Raw genomic sequence first — 16,391 nt, 5'->3', positions numbered from 1 at the left:
GCGAGCCCGCGCCACAGGGGTGCCGTCGCTGCCGGTACGATCGAGGCTGATCGGGGGAGTGCCGTGGGACTGGGAGTGGACGAACAGGACGGGTCGGCCGGACCTGCCGGGTCGCGGGTGCGGCGCCGGGTGCGGCGTTCCGTCGCCATCGGGCTCGTGGTCGCGGTGTGGGTCGGCGGCGTGGTCGTGGCCGGTGCGGCCGCCGGGTCGCCCGCCAGCGCGACCGGGACCTCGAGCGGCACGGTCGCTGCGTCGTCAGTCCGCGCTGCCGGTACCGCGGGCGCCACGGTCGCTGCGTCGTCGGCCCGCGCTGCCGCGACCGCCGGCACGTCCACCGCCCCGAGGCTCGCGGTCACCAAGGTCACCGCGCACAGCACCGTGACCTCGACCCGCACTCGGGTCACCACAGCGCTCACGGTGAAGAACACGTCCTCCGTGCGGAAGCCGGCACTCGACGCCTGGCTGTACCTCGCCGCCGGCTCCGGGAAGTACACGCTCGGTCGCGTCGCGGTGCGTTCGCTCGCGCCCGGGGCCAGCACGACGGTCCGGTCGACGCGCACGGCGCCCTCCCGCGCCCCCGCCGGGAAGTACACCGTCCTCGCCTGCACCGGTGCGTACACCGCGACCGGGTGCCGCTCGTCGATCGCGACCGTCCCGACCGCCCGCACTCCCCGGGCCCGTCCCGAGACCGGGCTGATGCTCGACGTCGCGCGCGCCTACTACCCGGTGCCGCTCCTCGAGCAGTACGTGGACCTCCTCGCGGACCACGGCGGGCGGTTCCTCCACCTGCACCTCACCGACGACCAGAACGTCGGCATCGAGAGCGACGTGCTCGGTCAGACGCTCGCGGACGCCGACCTCCACGACGGCGTCTGGACGAGCCGGGTGACCGGACGCCCGTTCCTCAGCGTCGCCCAGGCGCGGACCGTCGCCGACCACGCGAACCAGCGCGGCATCGCGATCGTGCCGGAGGTCGACACCCCCGGCCACATGGCCGCCGCGTTCGCCCTGCTCGAGGCGCGGCACGGTGCGCAGTGGGTCGATCGGATCCGTGCGGGCGAGAGCGAACTCGACACCACCGCGCCGGACGCCGCAGCGCTGGCCGCGAGCCTGTACGCGGAGGTCGAGCAGACCTTCCCGTCGAGCACGGCCGTGCACATCGGCGGCGACGAGTGGGGCGGGGACGTCAGCGCGAACGGCCGTGTCGCGTGGATGAACGCCGTGGCGGCGGACCTGGGCGACCGCGAGGTCTGGGCGTGGAACGACGGCATCGACCGCGCCGCGATCGCGCGCCTCGACCCGCGCATCCGCGTCACCTACTGGAGCTTCGACGGCGACACCGAGGACCCCGCCGAACGCCGGGAACGCCGACAGCGCCGCGCGAAGGCGAGCGACCTGTACGCCGCGGGCACCGACCTCCTCAACTACGACTCGTACTACCTCTACGAAGTGCCGACCGACCTCGACGAGGCCGACAGCGCCTACACGGTGGCCGACCTCCGCGCGAAGTGGTCGCTGCGGTCCTGGGACGGCGACTCCGGTGCGCGCCTCGCCGGGCCGATGTCGGGTGCCGCCGTGGCGGTCTGGGGCGAGGACCTGGCGGCTCCACCGTCCGGAGCCCTGCTGCGGTGGACTGCGCCGCACGTCATCGCGATGATCGAGACCGCGAACAGGTAGCCCAGCGTCCCGCGTTCCGCGTCGATCGTCGCCTCAGCGGAGCCGCGCCCGTCGGCTCAGCGGAGCCGCGCCCGGAGCAGGTGGGAGTTGCCGTGCACGGGGTCGTGCTCGCGTTCGCCGGTGTCGACGAACCCCAGCTTGCCGAGCACGGCGAGCGACGCAGTGTTCCACTCACGCACCGTCGCGACCAGGTGTTCGTGGCCGACCTCCGCGGCCCGAGCGACGACCGCTCGGGCGGCCTCGGTCGCGTACCCGTGGCCCCAGGACGTCCGGAGGAACTCGAACGCCAGCTCGGGCTCCCCGGACCGGGCGACGCTGTCCCGCACCAGGCCGCAGTACCCGATCGGGGCCTCGTCCTCGACCAGTTCCACGACGAGGAGGCCCGGCGTCGGCTCCGGCTCGTAGCCGAGGATCCAGGCCTCCATGTCCGCGAGCGAGGGGCTGCCGTCCGCTGTCAGACGCCGACCCGCCGGCACACGAGGGTCGCGTTCCGCCCAGAGCCGACGGCGGAACACGGCGTCCGCGACGGTCCACGGCCGGAGCCGCAGCCGCTCGGAGCGGAGCCCGTCCTGCTCCTGCGTCCCCCTCGCTCTTCCCATCCGAGCAGTATGGTCCAGGAGCGTGCCGACCGTGCTCGACCTCCCGCTGCTGACGGACCGTTTCGTCCTCGCCCCGCTCGGCGCCGCCGACCGGACGGCCTTCACGGCGTACCGCCGTGATCCGGCCGTCGTGCGGTTCCAGTCGTGGTCACCCGCCTGGAGGCACTGGGTCACCTCGTCGACGCCCTGTTCCGTCAGCAGACGGCGCACCGGGTCATCGCGATGACCGACGCCCGCAACGAGGCGGCAGCACGGCTGTTCCGGCGGCCTGGGTTCCGGCACGAGGGGCGCGTGACGACGGGCGCGGGCCTGCCGACCCCCCGCTGGGCGAGCGCTCGGCGGGTCGAGCACTGTGCTTGCCGCCGCCGACTGACGGTCGGAGGCTCTCCACGGGCATGAATCGTCGGTAGGTCGATCGGGAGTCGGGCGCTCCATCCCGTGCCGGCCCCGCGGCCGCCGCGAGTCCTGCCGAGAGCAGGTCCACGAGCGCGGGCTGCTGCGCGTGTGCTCGGGCGTGGGTGCTGGTGAACACGATCGTGCGCATCCGTTCTGGCCTTCCGACCTCGTCTCTGCAGGGTCGTTGCGGATCCGGTGAAACGGTTCAAGCTGCGCAGCGCAACCGGACGCGGCGGCCACCGTTCGCCCTGCACGATGACGCCTAGCGCGCGAACCGGTACGCCGCCCCGTCGTCCGTCCGCTCGAGCAGCCCGTGGTCGACCGCGTCACGCCGGACGACCGCGACGTCCTCGGCGAACATCGCGATGGCGGCGTTCAGCACCGGTTCGCTGACCGGGCGGTCCCGCCCGAGGCGGTCACCCACGATCCCGACGATCCGCAGCGACAGCGGGACCCGTTCGGCCTCGGCGTGCGGCATGCGTCCGATGCGGTCGAACTCGAGCGCGGCCGCGGGTGCCTGCAGCAGCTGCAGCGTCCGCGCGGTCGAACCGAGCAGCGCGCGGTCGGGGCCGTCCTCGTCGACCCAGTCGAAGGCGTCGACCGCGGTTCGGGTCCGGTCGTCGAGCACGCCGTCGCCGACGACCGCGGAGCGGAGCGTCGGACTCGCGAGCACGGCCACCGCCTGCCGCGCCCGCGCCACCGCCCGAGCGACGTCGGAGGGCCCGGCCGCCCGCCCGTCGGATGGCCCGGCCGCCCGCCCGTCGGAGGGCCCGGCCGCCCGCCCGTCGGACAGCCCGGCCGCCCGCCCATCGGAGGGCCTGGCCGGAGACGCTCCGCCGGCCATCAGAAGTACGTGATGCCGTGCGGCGTCCGGGCGGGCAGGAGCATCGCGCGGAGCAGGGTGACCGCGGCGGGGTCGGCGGCGCGCACGAGTCCGGCGGCGGCGAGCGTCACGGGCGACACCGACCCGATGAGCAGCGCACCGAGGTCGGCGACGTCGAGTCGGACGTCCGCGTCGTCGACGGGGGAGTCGTCCGTGCGCGTGACGGTTCCGCGACCGTCGACCACGTCGAGCCGGTAGGTGCCGGTGGCGTGGCCGAGGGCGTCGTCGACCGCCAGCGTCAGCGACCCGTCGACGGCGTACGGCCGCGACCCGAGCACGGCCGGGACGTCGAGGACGCGCAGCCAGACGTGGTCCTCCTCGTGGTCGACGTCGTGGGCGCGGTTGTCGCCGAGCGCCGCGACGATCGGGTCGTCGAGGCGGGAGCGGCGGTACCGCACCACGTCGTTGAGGTCGATCGACAGCAGGAACTCCCAGAGGGACAGGTACGCCTCGTCGGTCGCGTAGACGAGGTCGACGACCTCGAGCACGGTGTCGTCGTCGCGGCCGTGGCCCTCCGTGACCCGCCAGGTCACGTAGCCGTCGACGTCCCCGGACGCCTCGGGCCGGTGCACCGCTGCCCGGACGTCGCGCGCGGGCTCGCCGTCGTACCCGCGCAGGCCGAGGGCGACCGGCCACGTGCCGGTGTTGCGCACCATCGAGCCCGGGGTGCGGGCGTCGAAGCGGGCGAAGACGTCCCGCGCGGGACCCGCCTCGAGCCACTCGGGCGTGACGACGGTGACGACACCGGAGGTCGGCGCGAGCAGCGGCAGCGCCCGGGCACGATGGACGTGGACGGCCCGCTCGCGGATCGCGCAGCCGAAGCCGAAGCGCCGGTAGATCGTGCCCTCCGAAGCGGTGAGGGACGCCATCGGGTACCCCTCGGAGACGCCCTGCTCGAGCGCGTGCGTCATCATCGCCCGGAGGATGCCCCGGCGCCGCTCGGTCGGCCGGACGGTCACGGCGGAGATCGCCTGCGTGTCGACCGTCGAGCCGTCGCCCCAGCTCAGGGCCTTGCGGAACCAGGCGAAGGTTCCGGCGGGCCACGTCTCGTCGACGGAGCCGGGCAGCGGACGGCGCACGTACGCACCGAGCCAGGTCTGGTCGTCTGCGGCGTACTCGGCGACCGCCGTGGCGGCGTGCTCCGGCTTCGGGTGCGTCTCGTGGAAGCCGAGGCCGACGGCGCGCATCCACGCGTCCGTCTCGTCCGTGGGCGTCCCCTGCTCGTCGAGTGCGGGCGCGATCGTCCGCAGCTCGTACCGTTCGTCGAATGCCTCGTTGCTCACGTCCCCGACACTATCGGGAGCCCGCGACAGCGCGACAGCGCTCCGGGTGCGGCAGGGCTCCTGCCTGGAGGCGCGGGTCGGCCCCGCCGCGACGGCGCGCCTGGTCGAGGTGGGCCGTCAGGGGGTGCCGCGCCGCGCCTCCTGGGCGATGACCTCGTCGAGGTCCGAGAGCTTCCGCATCTGCTGCAGCGGACGCGCCATCCGGTTGTTGTGGCGCAGGGCGGGCTCGGTCCGCGCCAGGAACGCCCAGTACCCGGCGGTGAAGGGGCAGGCGTCCTCGCCGACCCGCTTCGTCGGGTCGTAGCGGCAGCCGCCGCAGTGGTCGGACATCCGGTCGATGTAGCGCCCTCCGGAGGCGTACGGCTTGGTGGCGACCATCCCGCCGTCCGCATGCTGGGACATCCCGATGATGTTCGCCGGCATCACCCAGTCGGTGCCGTCGACGAAGACGTCGGTGAACCACTCGGTCAGGTGGACCGGGTCGTAGCCGCGCTGGAGGGCGAAGTTCCCGAGCACCATGAGCCGCTGGATGTGGTGCAGCCAGCCGTGGTCGTGCAGCCCCTCGATCGCCGTGCGGAGGCAGGCGGCGTCGATGTCGGATGCGTCGAGCTCCTGCCACCAGCGGGGGAGCCGCTCGTGTGCGTCGAGGGCGTTCTCGGACGCACCGTAGTCGTCGCCGAACCACCAGTAGAGGTGCCACACGTAGTCGCGCCACCCGGCGATCTGGCGGACGAACCCCTCGACGCTCGAGAGTGGTGCGTCGTCGTCGCGGTGTGCCACGAGCGCAGCCTCGACCGCGTCGCGCGGGTCCAACACGCCGAGGTTCATCGGCACGCTCAGCAGCGAGTGCGCCATCGTCCAGTCGTTCGTGAGCGTGGCGTCCTCGAACGGCCCGAAGTCGTTCAGTCGGGTGCGCACGAAGTCGTCGAGGGCGTGGTGTGCCTCCTCAGGGGTCACGGCGAAGCGGCGTCGGTCGTCCGCCCCGACGAACCGGGCGAGCCCGTCGTGCTCCCACCGGTCGAGGTCCCGCCGGACCTCCTCGTCGACCTCGTCCTCCCCGGGCCACCACGGCTCGGGGAGGCCGAGCGTCGTGGCGCCCTTCGGCGGCGACTCGCGGTTCTGGTCGTCGAGACTGAACTTCCCGCCGACCGGCTCGTCCGAGCGCATGAGCCAGCCCTCGCGCTTGCGCACCCGCTCGTAGAACGCCTCCATCCGGAAGCGGCCGGTGCCCTGCGCGGCCCACTCCGCGAACTCGTCCTCGTCGGTGACGAACCCGCGGCTCGGCAGCACCTCGGTGCCCTTGCCCCAGTGCCGCACCTGTGCGCGGAGCGTCCGCGACGGCGGGTCGACGACCTCGAGGTCGCTGCGACCGACGAGGGCCTCCTTCAGCGTCTCGACCTGGACGTGCTCGACCCGGTCGCCCTCGCCGGCGTCCCGGAGCGCCTGCACACGGTGCCGGAGCGCGCTCAACCAGAGGTGCGCCTTCGCGCGGTGCATCGGCCGCGCGGTGAAGAACTCGCGGGCCTCGACCACGAGGAGCGGGCCGCCGTCGTCGAAGTCCGGGCCGTACTGGCCGGGGAGGATCAGGCGGCGGCGCTGGTCGGTCATGCGCCGGACGGTACGCGAGCGCCCGGAGCCCGGCGCGGGGCGTCCCCCGACTCCACGGCGACTCCGCGGGTGGCGCGCGCTGTGTAGGGTGACGGACATGCAGTGCCGCTGAACCGTTCCCCGACTCCCACCCGTGCGCCGCTCGGCGCCGTCGAAAGGTTCAGCGTGCCCTCCACCCTCCCGCCCCGGCACCCGTCTCTGCCCCTGGCCGGCAAGACCGCCCTCGTCACCGGTGTCTCGCGCCGCCGCGGCATCGGGTTCGCCGTCGCCGCGAAGCTCGCCGACCTCGGCGCGAGCATCGTCGTGCACCACCACCGCCCCCACGACCTCGACCTGCCGTGGGGCGGTGACGACCTCGACGCCGTCCGTGCCGGCCTCCGCGAGCACCTGACCGACGGCGCCCGGTTCGCGGACCTCCCGGGTGACCTGTCGGACCCGTCCACGATCCCGGCGCTGATCGACACGGCAGCTGCGCTCACCGGCGACCTCGACGTGCTCGTCTGCAACCACGCCAAGAGCGGCGACGACGGCAGCATCCTCGACATGACCCCCGAGCGGCTCAGCGCGTTCTGGGAGGTCAACACCCGGGCGACGCTCCTGCTCACCGCCGAGTTCGCCCGACGCCGGGCACCGCGGACCGAGACGCAGCGGCGCCCCGGCGACCGCATCGCGGGGTCGGGACCGTACGCCGAGGCGCAGGGACACGTCTTCTGGATGACCTCGGGACAGATCCACGGGGCGATGATCGGCGAGGTCGCCTACGCCGCGAGCAAGGCCGCGCTCGCCGGGGTCACCGCCACCGTCGCCAAGGAGTTGCTCGAGCTCGGCATCGTGCTCAACACGGTCAACCCCGGGCCGGTCAACACGGGCTACATGGACCCGGAGACGACCGACCGGTCGCTCGACGGGCTCGACGAGTACCTCGCGAGCACGCCGTTCGGCCGGGTCGGGAGGCCGCAGGACCCGGCCGAGCTCATCGCGTGGCTGGCGACGTCGTCCGGCAGCTGGGTGGTGGGGCAGGTACTGACGTCCGACGGCGGCTTCTCGCTGTAGTCCCCGCGGTTCGTCGCCCGTGCCCGCGGCGCTCAGTCCGTGGCGCCCTTCGGCGGGTCGACGAGCAACGCCACCCGGTCCGCGAGGTACCCCTCGAGCGGCACCGCGTCGCCCGCCGTGGGGGACCACCGGACGAACGGCTCATCGCCCTCGACGAAGAGCACCCCGTCCGACCCGATCAGCGTCTCGTCGAGCGGTATCGGTGCCGCGCTGTGGTTCACGGTGTCACCCGGGGCGAAGTGCCCCTTCTGCGCTGCCGCCCGGTAGGCCCGGCGCACCTCGGCCGACACCGACACGAACTGCGACCGGCCCGGTTCGGTGACGCGGGTGATGCGGCCGGTCGCCCAGACCTGCCCGGCCGTCTCGGGGGAGGAGCCGAGCAGCAGCGCGCCGACCCGCCACACCCGGCCGAGCGAGCGGATCGTGGGATCGCGCCTGATGCCGAGGAGCGCCCTCGGTTCGACGTACTCACCGAGGGCCTCGTCACGAGCGTCGGCTCCGTCGAGCGCCCGTGTCGCCTCTGCGAGCAGCGCCTTCGCCCGAGCAACTCCGTCCGTCACGGCTCCCGAGCGTAGCCCCGCGGGCCGGGCGCCGGGTGCCGTGCGACGCCGCACGCGGCCGTCACACCAGCAGCACGGCCGCTGGAATGCGCCCGCACCCCCTACCGTTGCACCGACCGGAGACGAGGAGGGCCCATGGGCATCGTGCGGTGGTTGTTCGACGCGCAGATCGTCATCGGCGACCAGACCGTGCTCTGGCGCGAGGTGATCGGCAACGTGTTCGGCCTGCTCAGCGCCCTCGGGGGCATGCGCCGCAAGGTCTGGGCGTGGCCGGTCGGCATCCTCGGCAACGCACTCCTCTTCACCGTCTTCATGGGGTCGCTCTTCGACACCCCGAACCCGGTGAACCTGCTCGGCCAGGCAGGCCGCCAGGTGATGTTCATCGTCGTGAGCGTGTACGGCTGGTACCGCTGGACGCACCGTCCTGCGGAGGCGACGACCGTGATCGACCCGAGCTGGGCCTCCTGGCGGACCCGCGGACTGCTCGTCCTGGGCATGGTGGGCGGCACCGCGCTCCTGACCCCCCTGTTCCGCGCCCTCGGCTCGTACGAGCCGGTCTGGAGCGACGCGTGGATCTTCGTCGGGTCGCTCCTCGCGACCTACGGCATGGCGAAGGGGTGGGTGGAGTTCTGGCTCATCTGGGTCGCCGTCGACCTCGTCGGCGTCCCGCTGCTGTTCTCGGCCGGCTACTACGCGTCCGGGCTGATGTACGTCTTCTACGGCGTCTTCACGCTGACCGGATTCTTCGTCTGGATGCGGCAGCGCACCCGGCCGTCAGCGGCGCCGGTGACGGTCGGCTGACGGCCGGGAGGCACGGCTCGGATCCGCCACGGACCGCGCGTTCCCCACCGGTCACCGCGACACCCCCGGTCGGGTTGCAGACATCTGCTCACTCTTCGGGTGCAATGGGCGGATGACCGAGAACCACGCGGCCGCGCTCGAGGACGAACAGTCGCTCGCGGAGCGGATCGTCCGGGGCGCCATCCGCGCCTACCGGCTGCACCCGTTCGACCAGGTCGACGCCGCCGTCGTCGCCGAGGTGGCCGGGGTGCCCCTCGACGCCGTCGCCCGCGTCTTCCCGACCTGGGACGCGCTGCTGCTCGTCACCTACGACCGTTGGACCCAGCTCCGGGGAACGCGACGCACCGTGCAACCGAGCTGCACCATCGAGCACCTCCGGATGACCCTCGCCGAGGACGTCGCCGACCCCGGGCTCGTCCGGGTGCTCGCGGGCGTGATCAACATCGCCGCCGCGGAGACCGGGTTCGCGGAGCTGTTCCGCAAGCGGTTCGAGGAGTACGTCGGCAACCTGACGCGAGGCCTGCAGCGCGACTTCGACGCCGACGTCGAGCAGGCGGTGGTCCCGGCCGACGTCGCCGCGACCCAGCTCCTCGCCGTCTACGAGGGCCTGCAGATCCAGATGCTCGTGCGCCCGCACGTCGACGTCCTCGTCGAGTACGACCGGGCGGTCCGCACGCTGCGGCAGGGCTGGCGGCAGCGCGAGGTGCCGGCGTGGGACCTCGACGACGCGCCCGCGCAGCAAGCCGGGTCGGCGGCGCCCGCTCCGGCGCAGGGTGACGCTCCGGTCTCGCCGCCGAGCGTCACCGAGCGGTCGGCCGTCCGCGACGCCACGACGCGATCTGCTTGAGGGTCACCTTCGACCCGTACTGCGCGACCGAGTGCCGGAACAGGTACTGCGCGAACCACAGCAGCGCCGCAGCGACCACGTAGACGATCACGATGCAGACGATCGACTCGGTGACGCTGAGCGATCCCACCGCGTTCCGCACCATGGCGGTCACCGGGGTGAACGTCGGGAAGTACGTGAAGAACGCGGCGACCGGCGACGTCGGGTTCGTGGCCACGAAGAACACCGCGTAGACCGGGATGATCAGGGCGAAGATCGCGGCCGACTGCAGCGACGAGGCGTCCTTGATCGACGGGACCGCGGCACCGACGCTGACGAACAGCCCGGAGGCGAGCAGCACCCCGCCGACGAGCAAGAGTGCACCCACGAGCATCCGCCAGGGGTCGACGACGATCCCGCCGAGTCGCGACGCGAACAGGGGGAGCGCGACCGCGAAGGTCACGAGCCCGGGCAGCAGGAACACCCCGATCTGGACGAGCCCGACCAGCAGCATGGCGATGACCTTGCCGCGGATGAGGTCCCCGGCGGTCACCGTCGTGAGGATCATCTCGGAGATCCGGTTCTCCTTCTCCTCGACGACCACGGTGACCATGCGTGCCGCGAGCAGGATCACGAGCCCGAAGAACGCCGCCGCGAACAGCGCCGGCGGCAGCACCGACAACCACCCCGGGGCGACCGCGCCGTCGGCGTAGGTCGTCACCGTGGTGTCCGGCGGGTCGCGGAGGAGCTGCACGGCCTGCGGGTCGTCCACCGCGGCCGCGACGCTCTGCTCGACCACCCGCTCCGCGAGCGACGAGTACCGCCCGTTGCCGAAGAGTCCGCGGTCGGCGGCCTCCACCCGGATCGGTGCGGTCGCGGGTGACTCGGGGAACTCGATGAAGGCGTCGAGCCGGCCGGCACGGACTGCCGCGCGGTCCGCCGCGGCGTCGGTGGAGCGGGTCCCACCCCACTTCGCGGCGACCTGCTCGGACACGAGTCCGGAGTGGTCGACGTAGCGGAACGGGGTCTTCGTCGCGGAGCTGTTCGACACGACCGAGTCCGCGCCGGCCGACTGCCCGAGGCCGACGAGCAGCGTCACGAGCACGATCACCACGGGCAGCGCCAGGGTGCCGATCCAGAACGCGGGCTTCTTGACGGCGCGGACGAACTCGAACCGCACGACCGTCCCGAGCCGGCTCACGCTGCTGCTCCCTGCCGCGGCTCGTCGGCGACCAGGTCTTCGCCGGCGTCGTGCCCGTAGACCTGCACGAAGATCTCGTCGAGGGGGATCCGCCGCATCTCGAAGCCGGTCACGTGGACCCCGGCACCGACCAACGAGGCGAGGATGTCCGACCCGTCCGCGGCGGCGGCACGCGTCGGGACGAGGTAGGCGACGTGACCCTCGTGCCGGGCGAGACGGTAGAGCGGGGACGGGGGCACCGGGCCGTCGAGGCCGACCTTCGCGACGGCGCCGCCGAAGGCGTCCTGCACGTCCGGGATGGACCCGTACGCGGCCGCCGTGCCGTCCTTGAGCAGGAGGATCCGGTCGCAGAGCCGCTCGACCTCGTCCATGTGGTGCGTGACGAGGACCACCGTCGCGCCGTCGGCCTTCCGCTCGTCGACCAGGTCGAGCAGCAGGCGACGGTTCACCGGGTCGAGGCCCTTCGTCGGCTCGTCGAGGATGAGCAGGCGCGGCCGGTCCATGATCGTGATGCCGAGCTGCACCTTCTGCTGCTGGCCGCCGGAGAGCTTGTCGACGCGGAGCTTCGCGCGGTCGGCGAGCCCGACCCGTGCCAGGTACTCGGTGCTCCACGCGGCGGCCTCGGCGCGCCCGAGACCACGGAGCTGCCCGAAGTAGGTCATCACGTCGATGACGGACTCCTTGCGGTAGAGGCCGCGCTCCTCGGGCAGGTAGCCGATGCCGCCGGTCGCCGGCCTGTAGGGGTGTCCGTCGATGGTGAGCGAGCCGGACGACGGCGTCGTGATGCCGAGCAGTGCCCGGATCGTCGTGGTCTTGCCGGAGCCGTTGCTGCCGAGGAGGCCGAAGGTCTCGCCGGGGGAGACGTCGAAGGACAGCCCGTCCACGACCGTGCGGTCCCCGAACCGCATGACGAAGTCGTGTACCTCGATGCTCGCCCCACTCATGCACGTGACCCTACCGGCGCTCGCTCGACGACCGGTACTTGCCAATGTGGAAAGTACTTGCGAGGATGGAGAACAGAGAGGGGAACCCATGACCGAGATCCAGCCGTCCGAGGCCCGCGCACTGCTGACGCAGGCCGACCGACTCTCCCGCCGCGCACACGATGCCGTGCGGTGGCCCTACGTGGCGTTCATCGTGGCGCTGGGCGCCACGACGTCGCTCGGCACCTTCGCGATGGGCCTCGGCACCGGGCGTGCCTTCGGGGCCGCGTACTTCGGCACCATCACGGTCGTCACGGCGCTCGTGCTCTGGTTCACGATCGCCATCCGCGGCCGTTCGGCCTTCGCCCGCGGGCGCCGGTGGACGGCGTACATCGCGGCCTGGGCGGTCACGTACTGCGCCGCGATCGCCGTCGTCGCGTGGGTCCACGGCTCCGTGCTGTGGTCCGCCGTCACCTCAGGTGCCGTCCTCGTCGTCGCGATCGCCTGCGCGGCGTGGGAGTCGCGATCGTGACCACCACCGACGGGGCGCACCCGCGACACCGGCTCGACGACCTCCTGCACAACCCGGTGCGGTTCTCGGTCGTCGCCGCGCTCGACCGCGCCGGCACGCTCGGCTTCCGCGAGGTCCGGGACGCCGTCGAGGTCACCGACTCGGCGCTCAGCAAGCAGGTGAGCGCACTCGAGGCCGCCGGCTACGTCGCGGTGTCGAAGGGTTTCGTGGGGAAGACACCGCGCACGTCGCTGACGCTCACGAGAGCGGGGCGGGCGGCATGGCGCGCGCACCTCGCGGCGCTGCGGGAGATCGCGGGCCCGCCGGACGCGGACCGCTGACGCGACCGCCTGACGGACTGGCGCGCCCGGCTCAGCGGCAACGCGAAGCGTTGCGCCGGGCGCGCCGACCGAGCCTGCGAGGGAGGACGGTGCCTGACCGCACCGCGCCTCCAGTCCGTCACCTGGTTCCGTCAGGACCGCAACCAGGCCGTCCCCACACCCGACAGTGCGCCGTCTGCCACCGGCGCGGAGGCGAGCAGGAGCTCGCCGGAGGGGAGGTCGTACGGCTCGTCGCCGAACACGGTCACACTCGTCCACCCGTTCGGACGGCGGAACGCGAGCACGTCGTCGCGGCCGGTCTCGAGCCACTCGAGGTGTTCCTCGGACTGCAGCTGGCCGCGGAGCCCGAGGGCCTTCCGGTAGAGGTTCAGCGTCGAGTCGGGGTCGGCGTCCTCGGCCTCGACCGAGGAATCCGCGAACCAGGCCGGCTGCGGCAGGTGCGAGCCGCCCGCGCCGAAGCCGAAGGACGACCCCTGTCGGGTCCACGGGATCGGCACGCGGCAGCCGTCACGGCCGACGTCGACGCCCGGGTTCCGGAAGAACGCGGGGTCCTGTCGTTCGGCGTCGGGGATGTCGCCGACCTCGTGCAGGCCGAGCTCCTCGCCCTGGTACAGGTAGGCGGACCCTGGGAGCGCGAGTTCGAGCAGCGTCGCGGCCCGGGCACGGCGGAGACCGAGGTCCCGGTCGAGGTCGTCCTGGGAGCCGCCGGCGAGCAGCCACGCCGAACCCTGCTTCTCCTCGGCGCCGTTCCGGGCCGGGAGCGCGTAGCGGGTGGCGTGCCGGACGACGTCGTGGTTCGAGAACACCCACGTCGTCGACGATCCGGACTGCTCCGCGAGACCGAGGTTGAACTCGATGATCGTGCGGAACTGCGCGGCGTCGAAGTCGGCCTCGAGCAGGTCGAAGTTGAACGCCTGCCCGAGCCCCTCGGCGCTGGCGTAGCGGGCGCGGCGGTCGGCGGCGACCCACGCCTCGGCGACCGCGGTCCGTGCCGGCGTGTACTCGTCGAAGACCTTCCGCCACTCGGCGTAGATCTCGTGCACGTCGTCGCGGTCCCACAGGATGTGCTGCCCGTCCTTCGGGCTCGCGAGCACCTCGGCCCAGGTGGGCAGCGGCCCCTCGGGCAGGTCCTTCGCCAGGCCGTGCGCGACGTCGATGCGGAAGCCGTCGACCCCGCGGTCCGACCAGAACCGCAGCGTGTGCAGGAAGTCGTCGCGGACCTCGCGGTTCGCCCAGTTGAGGTCGGGCTGCTCCTTCGCGAAGTTGTGCAGGTACCACTGACCGTCGCCGACCGCGGTCCAGGCCGGGCCACCGAAGATCGACACCCAGTCGGCAGGGGGCTGTTCACCGGAAGGCCCGGTGCCGTCACGGAACACGTAGCGGTCACGGGCGGGGGAGCCCGCCGGAGCGGCCAGCGCCTCACGGAACCACGCGTGCCGGTCGCTCGTGTGGTTCGGCACGACGTCGACGATGACGCGGATGCCTGCGCCGTGCAGCGCTGCGACCATCGCGTCGAAGTCGTCGAGCGTGCCGAGGCGCGGGTCGACGTCGCGGTAGTCGTCGACGTCGTAGCCGCCGTCGGCGAGGGCGGACGGGTAGAACGGGCTGAGCCAGACCGCCTCGACGCCGAGCGACGCCAGGTAGGGCACCCGCTCGGTCACGCCGGGCAGGTCGCCGATGCCGTCGCCGTCCGCGTCCGCGAAGGAGCGCGGGTAGATCTGGTAGACGCTCGCCTGGCGCCACCAGGTCGCGTCGGCGGTGGATGCTGCGGGCTGGACTTCGGGGTCGAGCACGTCGGTCACGAGGGGCCTTTCGGTATCGGGTTCGGGGTGGGTCGTGTCGGCGGAGCCGGTCACTTGATCGCGCCCTGCGTGACCCCGGCCATCACCCAGCGCTGCGTGAACAGGTAGACGATGATCGCCGGTGCCATCGCCATCAGGTACGAGGCGAACGACACGTTGTAGTTGTTGCTGAACTGCGTCTGGAACATCTGCTGCAGCACCGGCAGCGTCTGCAGCGCCGGGTCGGACGTGATGAGCGACGGCATCACGAAGTCGTTCCACGACGCGAGGAACGCGAAGATCCCGACCGTGGCGCTCATCGGCGCGAGCAGCGGGAACACCAGCCGCCAGAACACCTGGCCCGTGCTCGCGCCGTCGATGCGCGCGCTCTCCTCGAGCTCGGCCGGGATCGACCGGAGGAACGCGGTGAAGAGCAGCACGCTGAACGACAGCTGGAACATGACGTGCAGGATCGCGACGCCGATCGGGTTGTCGAGGTGCGCGAGGCCGGTGAGCTTCACCTGCGAGAGCGCGAGCACCGGGAACGGCAGGAACATCGCGGCGAGCAGGTAGAAGAACGACCAGCGGAACAGCCGGCGCTCCCAGTTCCGTGCGATCGCGAACGCCGTGAAGGAGGCGAGGAGGATCGTGCCGACGACGGTGATCGCCGCGACGAGCACGGAGACGCCGAACGCCCGCGGGAAGTCGGTCAGCTGCCACGCCTGCACGAACCCGTCGACGCTGAACGGCGCCGGCAGCGAGAACGCGTTGCCGTCGACCGCCTGGGACGTGGTCTTGAACGCCATCGTGATCGTGACGTACAGCGGCACGAGCACGGAGAGCGCGCACAGGACCAGGACGATCGTGACGGGCCAGTTGGCGCGCTCGCCACGGCGTCCGGCGTTGCGGTCGGCGTCGACGGAGCGGATCGTACCGGTCGCGGTGGTCCCCGGCTGGAGGGGTGCCTGGATGGTCATCAGAGCGCTGCCTTCCCGCGGGTCGCCCGCAGCTGGATCACGGCGATGACCACCGCGATGACGAAGAAGATCGTCGCGTTCGCCATCTGGTAGGCGTAGTCGCCGCCGTTGAAGCCCTTGAAGATCGACATCGCGACGCTGGTGGTCGAGGTGCCGGGGCCGCCGTCGGTGAGGCCGACGATGATGTCGTACGAGTTCAGGAAGTTCTTGAACCCGATGATGAGGTTGATGAGGATGTAGCCCGCGGTGAGCGGCGCCGTGATCGACACGAGCTGCCGCCAGGCGCTCGCGCCGTCGAGGGCAGACGCCTCGTACACCTCGGCCGGGATCGAGAGCACCCCGGCGATGTAGATGAGGAGCGTCGACGGGATCGCCTGCCACGCGGTCACGACGACGACCGCGACCCAGGCCAGGTCCGGGTTCGCGAGGATGCTCTGTTCGAGCGGGGCGAAGCCGAGCGTGGTCGCGAGCGCCGGCAGGCTGTTCGCGAACAGGAACGAGAACACGTAGGCGATGACGATGCCCGAGATCACCATGGGCAGGACGAACACGGCGCGGAGCGCGATCTTGCCGCGGATCTTCGAGGTCAGGGCGATCGCGAGGAGGAACGCGAGCGCGTTGACGACGAGGACCGTCACGAGCGAGAAGCCGGTCGTGAAGAGGTACGCCTGCAGGATCGCCGGGTCGGAGAACACGGCGACGTAGTTCGTCAGGCCGATGAACCGGAAGTCACCGAACCCGACGGAGTCGGTGAAGCTCAGCACGATGCCCATCACGGCGGGGAGCGTGATCGCCAGCGTGAAGAGCAGGAGGGTGGGGACCAGGAAGACGAGGAAGAGCGGGTCGACGCGGTTGCGCCCGGTGCGCAGTCCGGTGCGCCCGGCGCCTCGTCGGGACTGGAGGCGCGGTGCGGCTCCGCCCCGTCGGCGGCTGCCCGCCGTCGTGACGGATTCTGTGGTCGTGGTGGCCAA

17 protein-coding genes are annotated in these 16,391 nt (G+C 72.3%); 7 read left to right on the top strand and 10 right to left on the bottom strand.

The features are described 5' to 3' along the window. The first annotated feature begins 63 nt into the window (after positions 1-63). On the top strand, positions 64-1,677 hold the full coding sequence (locus MON03_RS12465) for a family 20 glycosylhydrolase (RefSeq protein ID WP_242088686.1): 1,614 nt from the start codon (positions 64-66) through the stop codon (positions 1,675-1,677). A gap of 56 nt (positions 1,678-1,733) precedes the next feature. Here the strand turns inward: MON03_RS12465 and MON03_RS12460 are convergent, their stop codons facing one another. Next, a complete protein-coding gene (locus tag MON03_RS12460) occupies positions 1,734-2,276 on the bottom strand; it encodes a GNAT family N-acetyltransferase (protein ID WP_242088684.1) in 543 nt (180 codons plus the stop codon). 144 nt (positions 2,277-2,420) lie between these two features. Here MON03_RS12460 and MON03_RS12455 point away from each other — a divergent pair, with 144 nt between their 5' ends. After that, positions 2,421-2,675: a GNAT family N-acetyltransferase gene (locus MON03_RS12455; RefSeq protein ID WP_242088682.1), complete on the top strand. Its 255-nt coding sequence runs from the start codon at positions 2,421-2,423 to the stop codon at positions 2,673-2,675. Between the two features lie 259 nt (positions 2,676-2,934). Here the strand turns inward: MON03_RS12455 and MON03_RS12450 are convergent, their stop codons facing one another. From MON03_RS12450 to MON03_RS12440, 3 genes are all read right to left on the bottom strand, one after another. Then, positions 2,935-3,345 (bottom strand): DUF2087 domain-containing protein, encoded by a 411-nt coding sequence (locus MON03_RS12450; protein WP_148286050.1) that lies wholly within the window; start codon positions 3,343-3,345, stop codon positions 2,935-2,937. A gap of 170 nt (positions 3,346-3,515) precedes the next feature. Beyond that, positions 3,516-4,838 carry a GNAT family N-acetyltransferase gene (locus MON03_RS12445; RefSeq protein ID WP_242088680.1) on the bottom strand — a complete coding sequence of 441 codons (1,323 nt, stop codon included), beginning with the start codon at positions 4,836-4,838 and terminating at the stop codon, positions 3,516-3,518. A 117-nt stretch (positions 4,839-4,955) separates the two neighbouring features. After that, positions 4,956-6,446 (bottom strand): cryptochrome/photolyase family protein, encoded by a 1,491-nt coding sequence (locus MON03_RS12440; RefSeq protein ID WP_242088678.1) that lies wholly within the window; start codon positions 6,444-6,446, stop codon positions 4,956-4,958. Positions 6,447-6,611: 165 nt separating this feature from the next. Between MON03_RS12440 and MON03_RS12435 the strand changes: the two genes are divergently transcribed. Continuing rightward, positions 6,612-7,499 (top strand): SDR family oxidoreductase, encoded by an 888-nt coding sequence (locus MON03_RS12435; protein ID WP_242088676.1) that lies wholly within the window; start codon positions 6,612-6,614, stop codon positions 7,497-7,499. 32 nt (positions 7,500-7,531) lie between these two features. Here MON03_RS12435 and MON03_RS12430 read toward each other — a convergent pair whose 3' ends face one another. Then, a complete protein-coding gene (locus MON03_RS12430) occupies positions 7,532-8,059 on the bottom strand; it encodes a hypothetical protein (protein WP_242088673.1) in 528 nt (175 codons plus the stop codon). Positions 8,060-8,194: 135 nt separating this feature from the next. Between MON03_RS12430 and pnuC the strand changes: the two genes are divergently transcribed. Both pnuC and MON03_RS12420 read left to right on the top strand, forming a co-directional pair. Beyond that, positions 8,195-8,860, top strand: a complete 666-nt coding sequence (gene pnuC / locus MON03_RS12425; protein WP_175328143.1) for a nicotinamide riboside transporter PnuC — start codon at positions 8,195-8,197, stop codon at positions 8,858-8,860. A 112-nt stretch (positions 8,861-8,972) separates the two neighbouring features. Beyond that, positions 8,973-9,707: a hypothetical protein gene (locus tag MON03_RS12420; protein WP_242088671.1), complete on the top strand. Its 735-nt coding sequence runs from the start codon at positions 8,973-8,975 to the stop codon at positions 9,705-9,707. On the opposite strand, the gene MON03_RS12415 is transcribed toward MON03_RS12420, so the two are convergent. Continuing rightward, positions 9,661-10,887 carry an ABC transporter permease gene (locus tag MON03_RS12415; protein WP_022902547.1) on the bottom strand — a complete coding sequence of 409 codons (1,227 nt, stop codon included), beginning with the start codon at positions 10,885-10,887 and terminating at the stop codon, positions 9,661-9,663. The two genes, MON03_RS12420 and MON03_RS12415, sit on opposite strands and share 47 nt — an antisense overlap. Further along, positions 10,884-11,831 (bottom strand): ABC transporter ATP-binding protein, encoded by a 948-nt coding sequence (locus tag MON03_RS12410; RefSeq protein WP_031272557.1) that lies wholly within the window; start codon positions 11,829-11,831, stop codon positions 10,884-10,886. Before MON03_RS12410 ends, MON03_RS12415 begins: the two co-directional genes overlap by 4 nt. Before the next feature lie 88 nt (positions 11,832-11,919). Between MON03_RS12410 and MON03_RS12405 the strand changes: the two genes are divergently transcribed. Together MON03_RS12405 and MON03_RS12400 are read left to right on the top strand one after the other, a co-directional pair. Then, positions 11,920-12,342, top strand: a complete 423-nt coding sequence (locus MON03_RS12405; protein WP_175328147.1) for a chemotaxis protein CheY — start codon at positions 11,920-11,922, stop codon at positions 12,340-12,342. After that, positions 12,339-12,662: a winged helix-turn-helix domain-containing protein gene (locus MON03_RS12400; protein ID WP_242088669.1), complete on the top strand. Its 324-nt coding sequence runs from the start codon at positions 12,339-12,341 to the stop codon at positions 12,660-12,662. The genes MON03_RS12405 and MON03_RS12400 overlap by 4 nt, the downstream gene beginning before the upstream one ends. Before the next feature lie 131 nt (positions 12,663-12,793). Here the strand turns inward: MON03_RS12400 and MON03_RS12395 are convergent, their stop codons facing one another. Genes MON03_RS12395 through MON03_RS12385 form a run of 3 tightly spaced genes read right to left on the bottom strand, consistent with a single transcriptional unit; the run spans position 12,794 to position 16,391 of the window. Continuing rightward, on the bottom strand, positions 12,794-14,464 hold the full coding sequence (locus MON03_RS12395) for a glycoside hydrolase family 13 protein (protein ID WP_242088667.1): 1,671 nt from the start codon (positions 14,462-14,464) through the stop codon (positions 12,794-12,796). Positions 14,465-14,514: 50 nt separating this feature from the next. Beyond that, positions 14,515-15,420: a carbohydrate ABC transporter permease gene (locus tag MON03_RS12390; protein WP_242088665.1), complete on the bottom strand. Its 906-nt coding sequence runs from the start codon at positions 15,418-15,420 to the stop codon at positions 14,515-14,517. Next, positions 15,420-16,391, bottom strand: a complete 972-nt coding sequence (locus MON03_RS12385) for a carbohydrate ABC transporter permease (protein WP_502798672.1) — start codon at positions 16,389-16,391, stop codon at positions 15,420-15,422. The genes MON03_RS12390 and MON03_RS12385 overlap by 1 nt, the downstream gene beginning before the upstream one ends.

The organism is Curtobacterium sp. DN_7.5 (assembly GCF_022655355.1).
In the GTDB taxonomy this organism is placed as follows: domain Bacteria; phylum Actinomycetota; class Actinomycetes; order Actinomycetales; family Microbacteriaceae; genus Curtobacterium; species Curtobacterium luteum.
This window is presented reverse-complemented; position numbering and strand designations above follow the sequence as displayed.

Excerpts from the sequence above, each read along its gene's own strand:
- MON03_RS12460 (WP_242088684.1), bottom strand. The coding sequence starts at position 2,276 with ATGGGAAGAGCGAGGGGGACGCAGGAGCAGGACGGGCTCCGCTCCGAG.
- MON03_RS12440 (WP_242088678.1), bottom strand. The coding sequence starts at position 6,446 with ATGACCGACCAGCGCCGCCGCCTGATCCTCCCCGGCCAGTACGGCCCG.
- pnuC (WP_175328143.1), top strand. The coding sequence starts at position 8,195 with ATGGGCATCGTGCGGTGGTTGTTCGACGCGCAGATCGTCATCGGCGAC.
- MON03_RS12420 (WP_242088671.1), top strand. The coding sequence starts at position 8,973 with ATGACCGAGAACCACGCGGCCGCGCTCGAGGACGAACAGTCGCTCGCG.
- MON03_RS12410 (WP_031272557.1), bottom strand. The coding sequence starts at position 11,831 with ATGAGTGGGGCGAGCATCGAGGTACACGACTTCGTCATGCGGTTCGGG.
- MON03_RS12405 (WP_175328147.1), top strand. The coding sequence starts at position 11,920 with ATGACCGAGATCCAGCCGTCCGAGGCCCGCGCACTGCTGACGCAGGCC.
- MON03_RS12390 (WP_242088665.1), bottom strand. The coding sequence starts at position 15,420 with ATGACCATCCAGGCACCCCTCCAGCCGGGGACCACCGCGACCGGTACG.